Origin of the sequence: Affinirhizobium helianthi, from assembly GCF_042680945.1 — a bacterium.
In the GTDB taxonomy this organism is placed as follows: domain Bacteria; phylum Pseudomonadota; class Alphaproteobacteria; order Rhizobiales; family Rhizobiaceae; genus Neorhizobium; species Neorhizobium helianthi.
In genome coordinates, this window is the sequence record NZ_JBHUEQ010000006.1 from 87,022 (window position 1) to 98,860 (window position 11,839).

Consider the following 11,839-nt stretch of genomic DNA (forward strand, 5'->3'; position numbering starts at 1 on the left):
TTTTATCCTCGGCCATGACTATCAGCGGTCCAGTAAAATCTGGACCTTGCAAGCGACGCTGCGATCTCCCGCCTGCTCGAATGCCTCAACGGCGTGCTGCAACGGGAAACTGTGTGAGATAATGGGTCTGACGTCGATCTGGCGCGAACCGATCAACGCCACGGCTTCCGCAAACTCCGCATGAAAGCGCTGCGAGCCCCGCCATACGACCTCCTTGCCCACAAGCGCGTTCAGGGGAATGGTTACGTCACCGGTCACGCCGACCTGCACGATGGTACCCCGCGGCCGGATCGCGGCAAAAGCAGATCTCAATGCCGGTGCAGCTGCGGAACAATCAAAAACCACGTCCACCTGCCCTTTGTCCCGCTGCCACTCAGCAAGACCGTCAGGATTGCTGGCAACATTGACGGTCCTGTTCGCGCCCATCGCAGCTGCGCGCGACAGTGCAGTATCGGATAGGTCCGTCACAATCATGGTCGCCGCACCGGCGTGCCGTGCAGCGGCAATCGTCAGCAATCCAATCGGACCTGCGCCGGAGACAAGCACTGTTTTCCCACCGAGGTCACCTGCCTGCCTGACCGCGTGCAGGCAAACCGCGAGGGGTTCAGCACAGGCCGCCTCTGCTGCAGTGACATCGCCGTCTATCGGATGGCATTGGGGAGCACCAACAATCAGATACCGACGAAACAACCCGTTTTCATGCGGCATGCGCATGGCAGACCCCATGAACCGCATGTTCAGGCAGTGTATGGGAAGCTGTGAGCGGCAATATTCACATTGGCTGCAGGGCTGGCTTGGGTTCACGGCAACGAGTTGCCCGATAGCAAGATTATCGACCCCCTCTCCAAGTGCTGCGACACAACCGGAGGCTTCGTGACCTACGATGATCGGCTCTCGCACCCGCACCGGGCCAAAGCCGCCATCCTGATAATAGTGAAGGTCGGAGCCACAGATGCCGCCCACCTGCATGGCAAGCAGAACTTCCCCGGCGCGCGGTTTTTGAACGGTCTCCGCCTCGATCCTCGCATCGCCTTGACCATGCAGGCGCACTATCTCTGAGAGCATCTGAAGCCTCCTTTCATCGGATCAATCCGAGCTGGGTTGGCAGCCATAGAGTAATGGCCGGGACGAAAGTGATCAGCAACAGCGCCATCAGGAGCGGGATCATCCAGGGCAGGATGGCGAGTGTCGTTCTCTCCACGGAGAGTTTCGATATTCGCGACAGCACAAAAAGCACCATCCCGACCGGAGGTGTCAGCAAACCAATCATCAGGTTAAGCGTGATAATCAAACCCAGATGAACTGGATCGATGCCGTAGCGTGCCGCCACTGGCATCAGAATGGGAACGAGAATGCTGATTGCAGCAATCGTGTCGAGAAACGCGCCGACAATCAGCAGCAACACATTCACGATGATGAGGAAGGTCCACCATTGATCCGTCAACCCGAACAGAAAATCGGAGAACAATTGCGCTGCCTGACTGACCGTGAGCAACCATGCGAAGATTGAGGCAGCGGTAACGATGAACAGCACGGATGCGGTTGTTTCAATTGTATCGAAAGAGGCCTTGGCAAGCGTGCGCCATGTCATCGTGCGGTAGCGCACCAGACCGAGGAAAAGAGACCAGAGCACGGCAGCCACCGCTGCTTCCGTTGGAGTGAACCAGCCCATGGTCATGCCGCCAATCAGCAGAACCGGCGTCATGAGCGCCATGACGGCGGAAAAATCGAAGTACCAGTCGAGCGCAATCAGCACGGCCAATCCGATCAGAACGGCCACATTGACGGACAATCCTGCCAGGATCAGCAGGTAAATGGCCGCTGGGAAAGCGAGCACGATGAAAACCTCAAAGGAGGCGGCCAGCAATTGGCGCAGTTCAAAAGGCGTATCCGATCCCCAGCCCTTTCGCCGTGCGAAAATATAGACCGTCAACATCATGAGTGCCGTCATGACGACACCCGGAATGATGCCTGCCATGAAGAGCGCACCGATGGATGCATTGGCCATCATGCCGTAGATCACGAAAGGCAGGGATGGCGGGAAAATCGGACCAAGCGTAGCAGACGCCGCTGTCACACCCACCGCAGCCTCCACCGGATAGCCATGATCCTTCATGGCCTTGATCTCAATGGTGCCAATTCCAGCCGCATCGGCCAACGCCGTTCCCGACATGCCGGAAAAGACCACCGAGCCGATGATATTGACCTGTGCAAGGCCGCCTTTCATCCAGCCCACAAGCGCCAGGGCGAACTTGTAAATGCGGCCCGTCACACCCGCGATATTCATCAGGTTTCCGGCAAGAATGAAGAAGGGAACCGCAATCAGTGGAAAGCTTTCAACGCCCGCGATCATTCGCTGGGCGGCAATGATGTCCGGCGCGACATCATAGATGACAAGGTAGAGCAGCGAAGCAACAGCCATCGAGACCGCTACCGGCGTTCCGATGATCAGAAGAATGAGAAATGAACCGATCAGCAGGAGCATGCTCAGATGCCTCCCGAACCGATGGCATCCTGCGCGCGTTCGCGTGCCGTGCGGGCACCCGTCATGTCGCCGATGAAGTTCTGCACCGACCGCAGGAACATCAGCGCGAAAGCGGCGAATACCGTATAGAAAACAATGCCACGTGGCAGATCGACCGTAACCATGCGCTCCTCGCCCACAATGTCGAGGTAGCGCCACATCAGCCATGTGATGTAGGCAAAGAAGGAAATGTTGATCACATCCACGAGGAACTCCAGGGCACGCCCGGCTGCTTTCGGAAGAAATCGACAGAGGAGATCGACGGTGATGTGCCGCATCATTCGCGTGCACATGACAGAACCCAGAAACACCACCACGACCAGGCAATTGGCGGCAATCTCCTCCGTCCATGCCAGGCTGTTGTTGATCACGTAGCGTGTGAAGAATTGGAGGAAGACAGCCAGGCCCATGGCCCAGAAAACAAGCAGCGTAACCCAGTCTTCGACGGCATAGGGCGACAGGTCGACAGGCGCGGCTTCCTCCTCAAAGGCATGCGCCATCTCCTCCACGCTGAGGGGCGTGTTATGATGCTCTGACATGGCATCCACTCCATAATGTCCGGATTGAGGCCCCGGCGGCGATGGGACGCCGGGGCCGAAAGGCTTAACGGATCGCGCGGATCGCTTCCCAGTCTGCCTTTTCGTAGCCGAAATCCTCGAATTTTGCCTTTTCCAGCACGTTCTTCTCGAAGTCAGCCGTGTCCACTTCCGTCACGCTCAGCCCTTTCTTTTTGAACTCTTCGACAAGGGCTTTCTCTTTTTGCTCGATTGTCTTCGTTGTGCGGGCTGCGGCCTCCAGCATGACTTCCGTGAAGATCTTCTTGTCCTCATCGGAAAGGCTTGCCCAACGGCTCTTCGAGATCACCGTATTGAGATGGTCAACAATGTGACCCGTCAGCACGATATTCTTCTGAACCTCGTAGAACTTCTTCGCCTCGATCGTGGTCAGCGGATTTTCCTGGGCTTCAACCGTTCCGTTTTGCAAGGCGAGATAAACCTCGGCAAAGGCAATAGGTGCAGTGTTGGCACCACAGGCGCGGGGCATTGCAAGATAGGCCGGAACGTCTGGCACGCGCATCTTCAAGCCCGCCATGTCGGCGCATTTGCCGATCGGCTTGTTTGCCGTGGTATGACGCGTTCCGTAATAGCTGACTGCGACGATGTGATTGCCTGTTTTGTCTTCATAGCCTTTGCTCAGGCGCTTGAAGATATCGCTTTTGGTGTAAGCCAGCAGATGGCTCGGATTGCGGAAGATATAGGGATAGTAGGTTACGCCGATCGGCTTGTAATCGCGCGCTGCAAAGCTGGAACCGGAGATGATAATATCGACCGTACCGAGCTTGAGCCCCTGGTTGATATCGGCCTCTTTGCCGAGCTGTGAGGCAGGAAACACATCGATCTTGTAGCGTCCCTCTGTGCGCTTGGCGATTTCCTGTGCGGCCCAGACAGAGTCCGTATGAAACGGCTCGGAGGTTTCATAAACATGCGCCCACTTGAGAGCGGTTTCCGCATGGGCTGAAAGTGTTGTGGCCGCGATAATGGCGGCCGCTCCCAGCAGGGTCTTCAGTCTGAGTTTCATGTTTTCCTCCCAGTGAAACGTGAACTGATGTGCAAAGGCACCGCACTCATTGCGGGCCTTACTCTTCTCTTTGAGGCTCCTCCCCGAAGCTTTCAGAGAATCTCTTTTGCGCCAGCGTCAGGTGCGAACGCATGGCTTCGCGCGCGGCCGCCGGATCGCGGGCGGCAATGGCATCACGGATGAGGCGATGCTCCTCAAGCGCCAGTTTCCAGGTGTGCGGCCCTTCGAAATAGCTCGCAAGCTTCTTGAAAAACGGCGACATGCGCGAATCGTAGATCAGCCCGGTAAAACGGTGCAGGGCCGAATTCCCCAGAATGTCTGCAACAGCTGTATGAAAATCGCGGTCACAGGCCAGAGCGACCGAAGGATCGTCCAGTGATTGCTCCATTCGCAGCAGGATTGCGTCAATCCTGGCTATTGCCTCCGGAGTGGCCAGCCGTGCGGCCTCTTCCGCAATGCCGCTTTCGATCAGGCACCGCGCCTGAAGAACCTCGAATGGTCCTTCCGTGTCGTCGCTGGTCTGCGGTTCTGTAGTGGCTGTAGGCCGCAAGCTCACATACACGCCGGAACCCATGCGGATCTGGATATGGCCTTCCACTTCAAGCACAATCAGCGCCTCGCGAACAGTCGGGCGTGAAACGGCAAATCTCTCCGCCAGCTCCCTTTCGGGCGGAAGCCTTGTCCCCGGCTTCAGCTCGCCGGCCTCAATCAACCCACGGATCTGTTCCGCGACCTGCCGATAGAGGCGACGCGGCTCCAATGCCACAAACATTCGGATCCTCCCCCGCCTCTCGGGCATCTGCCTCGAAGGCAGTTGGTCAGATTGTCTGACCAATTTCAGTATGGAGCATCACGATCTGCTGTCAATCACCTTTTTGTAATATCCTCACCTGCAGTGGCGGACGCAGACGGAGGCATTATCCGATAGCGGGTCGAAAGGGCAGCGAAGGCATGCGCGGTCGCCGGATCGAGTGAAACACCTTCGCATTCCCGCTGACGTGCCACAGCCCATTCCCGATCCCCCGGCGCCATCACGGAACCGCCTTGCCGCGGCCGCGAGTTACGCAATTGGCCGAGATAGCGATCCATTCCGTCGATAAATTGATGTCGCTCGAGGAAGGCCTCAGGCTTGAGAGCGATGACAAAGGCACCCAACTCCCGTGGCTTTTCAAAATCCGGCCCTCCCATGGGCGCGATATCGAATGAAAGCCGCATTCCGGTGAGAACCGCGCTAAAGATCTCGGCAACACCCGCCAACGCAGCGCCCTTGAAGCCAAAAACGGCACCAAGCGGCGCCAGCATTTCCACCTCATCTGGGTGGGTGGTATCCCTGCCATCCTTGTCGGATGCGACCGCTTCCGGCAGCGCAAGCCCGAGGCTGCGATAAAGAAGCACGCGGTTATAGGGTACGGCGCTCGTTGCCATATCCAGAAGCCAGGGATTTTCACGATAGGTAGGCACGCCAACGGATATGGGGTTGGTGCCATGAAACCGTTCCGCCCCGTCGTGCAGACGTACGAAGCTATCGGAATTGGCAAAGGTCACACCAATGAACCCTCGTCTTGCCGCCGCATAGGAATAGGCGCCCGCAGGCCCGAAATGAGAACTGTTGCGGATGGCCACAGCACCGATGCCGAAATGATCGGCAAGCGAGATTGCATGATCCATCGCCGTGTAGGTCGCCAAGGCTCCCTGAGCATGGTCGCCATCCAGCGTTTCAACCGCGCCAAAACTGCGCGCAACACTCAACTTGGGATTTTTGTTGATGCGCCCGCCTTCGAGGGCCTGGATGTAATGTGGCAGCAAGCGAATCCCATGGCTATCCACCCCATGCCGGGTGCCATGCATCATCGATCGCGTTGCACAATCGGCGGTCGGCTGGTCTGCGCCGCAGGCGAGGAACGCATCGCGCGAAAACCGTTCGAGTTCCGCCAGTGCATATCTCAGACTCTCTCCGCCTTGCTCCAACTGCGCCTCCCACAGCACATTTCCCGAATGTCCAATGCATACACTAGACATTGCGGAATCGATGCGCAATCGCTAATGAGAGGCGTAAACACCACTTGCGGACTCCGTTCTGATGTCTCCACAATCTCCGCCTCTCGCGCCCAAGCTCTATATTAGAGTGCGGGACGTGTTGATGCATGAGATTGAAACCGGAATGTTGCGCGCCGGAACACGCCTTTCGGAGTCTGGTGTGGCGGCCCGATTTCGCATAAGCCGCGCCCCCGCGCGACAGGCTCTGGGCGAACTGGAACAATTGGGTCTGCTGGCCAGATCATCCGGGCGTGGCTTTGATGTCATCGGAACCACCCATCCGCTTCAAGCTTCCGCGGGGGTGTCAGGCGGAGCGGATATTCGCACCGCATACAGTTGGCAGGTCATCTATCCTCAGATCGAACTGGAGGTCGTTTCCCGAACAACCTTGGCGGCTTGGCGCCTCAACGAAGCGGTTCTTGCCCGCCACTATGGCGTCAGCCGCACTGTTGCCAGAGAAGTTGTTGCACGGCTACAGGAGCGCGGTATTATCAGCAAGGATGCCAGCGGGCGCTGGTATGCCCCGGCACTGACTCGCAAACATATTGATGAGCTTTATGAGCTGCGCTGGCTTCTAGAACCTGTCGCCCTGGAAAAAGCTGCATCCAACCTGCCGGAAGGGCTGCTGGCCAAGATGCGCGGCAATCTGGAAGCCGCAATGCAGGCAAAGGTTTTATCCAGCGACAGGCTGGACCTTCTTGAACAGGAACTTCACGTAGAGCTGCTGGATCATTGCCGGAATGGAGCACTCTTGAGAGCGATCCGCCTCCCTCAGGCTCTGCTCGTTGCGCATCATTTCCTTTATCGCCAAACATCCGATCTCTTTGCCAGCGAGCCCTTTCTGCCCGAGCATCTCCTTGTGCTGGATGCATTGCAATCCGGCAGCATCGAAACGGCCCAGGCACATCTGGTCAATCATCTTCAGGTGTCCCGGCAACGTGCCATGCAGCGGATCGAGGCCGTTGCCGCAACAATCGACCTCCAGCCCCTGCCCTATCTGGAGAGACTTTGAACAGGCGGTTGGCAAAGACGCCCCTTGGCCATCAAAAGGCCGGATCGCCGCCCTCGGCCTCCCTGGCGAATAGTTCAAGGAGGCTTTGCGGAACATCCTCGACGCGCTTGTAGCGCCACTGCGGGTTTTTATCCTTATCGATGATGACCGCCCGGATGCCTTCGACGAAATCCCCATGCTCCAATACACGTGAGACAAACCGATATTCGTGCCGAAGGGCTGCTTCCAGTGTGTTGGCCTTGCGCACGGCGGCCAGAATGGCAAGCAAGGAAATGGGAGAGGCCCTGCTTATGGCCTCCTCCGCCTTGTGAGCCCATTCTTCCGCAATGCCGCTTAGGCGGCTGCGAATATCTTGAATGCTCGGCGCAGAAAAGCATGCATCCACCTGCGGCTGAAGCGCTGCCAGCGGTGAGACAATATCCGTCGCTGTAACCTTCTCGATCTCCCGCACATCGCCTGTGGCAATCAGTTGTGCCTTGAGTTCGCCCAACCGCTCCCGTGGCACGAGATAATCGGCCATACGGGCGTAAATTGCATCCGCGCCGTTCATACGGGTTGCGGTGAGGCCAAGATATTCACCGAGATGGCCGGGAGCCTGATGTAAGAGGTATGTTCCGCCCACATCTGTGATGAGACCAATGCTCGCCTCCGGCATGGCAACCACGGAATGTTCAGTTACGATGCGGTGCGAGCCATGGGCGGAAAGGCCCACACCACCGCCCATGACGATGCCATCCATGAAAGCGACATAGGGCTTTGGATAGCGAGAGATCATGGCATTGAGGCGATACTCTTCCCGCCAGAAAGCATTCCCCGCCTCATACTCACCCGTTTTGCCGTAGTGGTACATGGCACTCAGATCGCCACCCGCTGAAAAGGCACGCTCACTATCGGAATCGACCAGAACCATGGCGATCTGCGGGTCGTTTGCCCAGCGCGCCAGAGCTTCCGTCATCACGGAGACGATGGTGTGGTTGACCGCATTCAGCACCTTTGCGCGGGTCAGCGTGATGTAGCCGACGCGTCCCTCGACGCGCACTGTCAGATCGGAATTGCTCATTTCCACGTCCTCATCATGACTTGCCTGTTCGATCCCAGGCCGGTTTCCGCTTTTCGAAGAAAGCTGCAATACCTTCCTGCGCTTCCGGTTGTTCCCATATATCCGCGAGAGCAGTGATGCTTTCCTCGATTCGTTCCGGATCAAGAGAGCGGGAAAGCGAGCGTGCCAGCGCCTTGGCCGAAGCCACGGCCCCCGGTGCCGTTGCGAGATAGCGCTCCGCCTCCTGCGTTGCAGCTTCCATAAGGGCTGACCTCTCGACGACCTGCGACACGAGCCCCAGATCGACCGCCTCAGCACTGTCAAACCGTCTTGCCGACATGAAGATGCGGCGGGCGCGTCCTTCACCCATACGGGCGATCACATAGGGGCCAATGGTTGCGGGAATGATGCCCAGCCGGGTCTCGGTCAAGCCGAAAAGGCACTCCGGCGTGGCAAATGCCACGTCACAAACTGACGCCATGCCCACCCCGCCGCCAAATGCGCTGCCATGGATGCCCCCGATCAAAGGCAGCGGCAGGCTGTTCAACAGGTTCAACATGGTTGCCAGCTTTCGCGCCTCCACCATGCGCGTCTGGCGATCCGCATTCATCTGCTGGCGCATCCACTCCAGATCACCACCGGCGCAGAACACCTCGCCCGCACCAGAGAGAATGATGGCCCGCCAATCCCGCTCTTCTCTGGCCCGGGCCGCAAACTCTGAAAGTTCAGCAATCATTTCGGCGGAAAGCGCGTTGCGCTTCTCAGGACGATTGAGAACGAGCGATACGATGCCACGGGCATCGACCTCAACCTTAATGGTGTTCGTCATGGCGTCCTCCGCAGGCTCTGTGCATAGCGAGCGGCATCATCCAAAAGGTCGAGATCCAGTCCCGTCTCAAACCCCAGGGATTGCAAATGCCGCGCCACGGCTTCTGTTGCCACATTACCGGCGGCACCCGGAGCATAGGGACATCCGCCCAGCCCACCGATGGAAGCATCAAACACCCGAAGACCCGCATCAAGCGCGACATCCATGTTTGCCAGAGCCATGCCGCCTGTATCGTGAAAATGACCGGCCAGCAGATGCGGCGGTGCGGAACCAAGAACGGCCTCCAGCATCGCTTTCACCGCCTCCGGCTTTGCGCGTCCCAAGGTCTCACCAAGCGAGATTTCATGACAGCCTAGAGCAAGGAGTTGTTCGACCACCCCTGCAACTTGCTGCGGCGAAACAGGGCCATCGAAGGGGCAATCCACGACGACAGATACATAGCCGCGCAGCTTGATGCCATCGGCGATGGCGGCTTCAGCCACCGGTTTCAACCTGTCCAGGCTCTCAGCAATCGTGGCATTGAGATTGGCACGGCTGAAGCCTTCAGACGCTGATACGAAAATGGCAATCTCATCTGCTCTGGCCAATTTGGCGGCCTGATATCCCTTGATGTTCGGTGCAAGAACTGCGTAGGTCAAACCCTCGCGACGCGGCACACCCGCCATGACCTGCGCCGCATCTCCCATTTGCGGCACCCATTTCGGGCTAACGAAGCTTGTCGCCTCGATCCGACGGAAACCGCATTCTGCCAGTTTTCGGATCAGCTCGAGCTTAACGTCTGTCGCAATCTGCCCCGGCTCATTTTGCAGCCCGTCGCGAGGGCCAACCTCGTAGACCTCAACCCTTTCAGCCATGCGCAACATTTCCCGCTTCCAGCCGAACGAGTGGATCGCCTGCTGAAATCTGCGCACCTTCGTGGGCGAAAACTTCCGCGACCCTACCGTCACGCGATGCGCGCAACGTATGCTCCATTTTCATCGCCTCCAATATGCAGAGCGGCTCGCCAAGTTCTACGTCTTGCCCTGCCTGAACCAGCATGGCCCGCACCAGCCCCGGCATAGGAGCAAGGGTCACATCGCTGCCCTGTCCACCGGCTGTCTCCCTCTGCAAAAGGTCATGCAGGCGAAGCGTAATGCTGCGACCAGCCGCGAAAACATGTATGCCGTTGGCTTCAACCACGCGCATCTCAGGCTGCCCTTCGATCCGCCAACAACCTCCAGTTTGTGTCGCCGTATAACTGTGCTCGCTAATGTCGATACGGCATTGGTTTGCCCCTCGGAAAGCGAAAGCGACCGTTACGACGTCCCCATCCTTTTCCAGCATGACGGTCTGCCTCAGCGGCTGCCAGAGAGAAAAGCCTGCCAGCGGATCTTTTGGCAATCTCGCCGCATGAAGCGCCGCCCTGGCGATCATGGCGTGCTCCAACCCATTGTGTGAGCTGTCGGCCAGAAGTGAAGCGAGATCTCTTGGAATAAGTCCGGTATCGACCTCGCCTGCACGAAAGCCGCTATGGCGCGACAGTGCCGTGAGGAAGGTAAGGTTCGTGACGGTGCCCGCGACCTCAGTTTCCTCCAAAGCGCGAGTGAGCTTTGCCAGTGCAATATCCCGCGTCGGGCCATGGGTGATGATCTTCGCGATCATCGGATCGTACCAAGGGGAGATCATATCGCCTGTGCTCACGCCTGTATCTGCCCGGCAGTTCGATGGGAACTGCAAATGCGCAAGAGTGCCAGTTGCTGGCAGAAAGCCCGCTGGAACATCTTCAGCATAAAGACGTGCTTCAAAAGCATGACCTCTAAGTTCAATCTGCTCCTGCTTCAGGGGTAAAGGCTCGCCGCTGGCCACACGTAACTGCCATTCCACAAGATCGAGGCCGGTAATGGCTTCGGTCACCGGGTGCTCCACCTGCAGGCGCGTGTTCATTTCCATGAACCAGAAGCGGTCTGGCCGCAGCCCTTCCGAACCATCGACAATGAATTCGACAGTTCCGGCGCCAGAGTAGCCGATGGTCTTGGCCGCACGGACAGCAGCAGACCCCATCGCTTCGCGCATTTCAGCTGTCATGCCGGGAGCTGGCGCTTCCTCAATGACCTTTTGGTGGCGTCGTTGCAGCGAACAATCGCGCTCGAAGAGATGGACGGCATCCGTCCCATCACCGAAGACTTGAACCTCGATGTGTCGCGGTGACGCGACATATTTCTCAATCAGCACGGCATCATTGCCAAAGGCATTCGCCGCTTCGGCCTTCGCTGCACGCAGCCCCTCCATGAATGTGGAAGGCGCATCCACGCGGCGCATGCCTTTGCCGCCGCCGCCCGCTACTGCCTTGATCAAAACCGGATAGCCTATACTTTCCGCCCGCATGTGCAGGAAATCTGCATCCTGACGCTCGCCATGATAGCCGGGAACGACAGGCACACCCGCCTGTTCCATCAATGCCTTGGCCGCATCCTTAAGCCCCATGGCGCGAATTGCCGAGGCAGATGGACCGATGAAAATGAGGCCTGCCGCGGTCAGAGCGTCAACGAAATCTGGATTTTCCGAGAGGAAGCCGTAACCTGGATGAATAGCCTCTGCCCCGGTTTTCAATGCGGCGTCAATGATGGTCTGGACATTGAGGTAGCTGTCCTTCGGAGCCGAACCACCGATATGAACCGCCTCATCCGCCGCTGCAACGTGCATCGCATCTCGGTCGGCATCCGAATAGACGGCAACAGTTGCCACGCCCAAGTGACGCGCCGTCTTGATGATGCGGCAGGCAATTTCACCGCGATTGGCAATCAGGATCTTGCGAAACATCTGAAGCTCTCCCGCACGCGC

11 protein-coding genes are annotated in these 11,839 nt (G+C 58.0%); 1 reads left to right on the forward strand and 10 read right to left on the reverse strand.

Annotation, left to right across the window (positions count from 1 at the left end):
• Positions 1-21: 21 nt before the first annotated feature.
• The 6 genes from ACFSE1_RS05525 to ACFSE1_RS05550 all read right to left on the reverse strand — a co-directional run bounded on the left by ACFSE1_RS05525 (position 22) and on the right by ACFSE1_RS05550 (position 6,070).
• The gene (locus ACFSE1_RS05525; RefSeq protein ID WP_377397571.1) at positions 22-1,065 is read right to left on the reverse strand and encodes an L-idonate 5-dehydrogenase; all 1,044 of its coding nucleotides are present in this window, start codon (positions 1,063-1,065) and stop codon (positions 22-24) included.
• Positions 1,066-1,078: 13 nt separating this feature from the next.
• Positions 1,079-2,485, reverse strand: a complete 1,407-nt coding sequence (locus tag ACFSE1_RS05530) for a TRAP transporter large permease (protein ID WP_377397574.1) — start codon at positions 2,483-2,485, stop codon at positions 1,079-1,081.
• 2 nt (positions 2,486-2,487) lie between these two features.
• Positions 2,488-3,063, reverse strand: a complete 576-nt coding sequence (locus ACFSE1_RS05535; protein ID WP_377397577.1) for a TRAP transporter small permease — start codon at positions 3,061-3,063, stop codon at positions 2,488-2,490.
• A gap of 64 nt (positions 3,064-3,127) precedes the next feature.
• On the reverse strand, positions 3,128-4,102 hold the full coding sequence (locus tag ACFSE1_RS05540) for a sialic acid TRAP transporter substrate-binding protein SiaP (RefSeq protein ID WP_377397580.1): 975 nt from the start codon (positions 4,100-4,102) through the stop codon (positions 3,128-3,130).
• A 58-nt stretch (positions 4,103-4,160) separates the two neighbouring features.
• Complete coding sequence (locus ACFSE1_RS05545) at positions 4,161-4,874, reverse strand: FadR/GntR family transcriptional regulator (protein ID WP_377397584.1); 714 nt, start codon at positions 4,872-4,874, stop codon at positions 4,161-4,163.
• Between the two features lie 95 nt (positions 4,875-4,969).
• Positions 4,970-6,070, reverse strand: coding sequence for an Ldh family oxidoreductase (locus tag ACFSE1_RS05550; protein WP_377397587.1), 1,101 nt, complete (start codon positions 6,068-6,070; stop codon positions 4,970-4,972).
• A 112-nt stretch (positions 6,071-6,182) separates the two neighbouring features.
• On the opposite strand from ACFSE1_RS05550, the gene ACFSE1_RS05555 reads away from it, so the two are divergent.
• Entirely contained in the window at positions 6,183-7,151 is a 969-nt protein-coding gene (locus ACFSE1_RS05555; RefSeq protein WP_377397590.1) for a GntR family transcriptional regulator, read from the forward strand.
• A gap of 31 nt (positions 7,152-7,182) precedes the next feature.
• Here ACFSE1_RS05555 and ACFSE1_RS05560 read toward each other — a convergent pair whose 3' ends face one another.
• Genes ACFSE1_RS05560 through ACFSE1_RS05575 form a run of 4 tightly spaced genes read right to left on the reverse strand, consistent with a single transcriptional unit; the run spans position 7,183 to position 11,818 of the window.
• A complete protein-coding gene (locus ACFSE1_RS05560) occupies positions 7,183-8,211 on the reverse strand; it encodes an enoyl-CoA hydratase/isomerase family protein (RefSeq protein WP_377397593.1) in 1,029 nt (342 codons plus the stop codon).
• 13 nt (positions 8,212-8,224) lie between these two features.
• The gene (locus ACFSE1_RS05565; protein ID WP_377397596.1) at positions 8,225-9,019 is read right to left on the reverse strand and encodes a crotonase/enoyl-CoA hydratase family protein; all 795 of its coding nucleotides are present in this window, start codon (positions 9,017-9,019) and stop codon (positions 8,225-8,227) included.
• Entirely contained in the window at positions 9,016-9,873 is an 858-nt protein-coding gene (locus ACFSE1_RS05570) for a hydroxymethylglutaryl-CoA lyase (protein WP_377397599.1), read from the reverse strand. The genes ACFSE1_RS05565 and ACFSE1_RS05570 overlap by 4 nt, the downstream gene beginning before the upstream one ends.
• Positions 9,866-11,818: an acetyl/propionyl/methylcrotonyl-CoA carboxylase subunit alpha gene (locus tag ACFSE1_RS05575; RefSeq protein ID WP_377397602.1), complete on the reverse strand. Its 1,953-nt coding sequence runs from the start codon at positions 11,816-11,818 to the stop codon at positions 9,866-9,868. Before ACFSE1_RS05575 ends, ACFSE1_RS05570 begins: the two co-directional genes overlap by 8 nt.
• Positions 11,819-11,839: the final 21 nt, after the last annotated feature.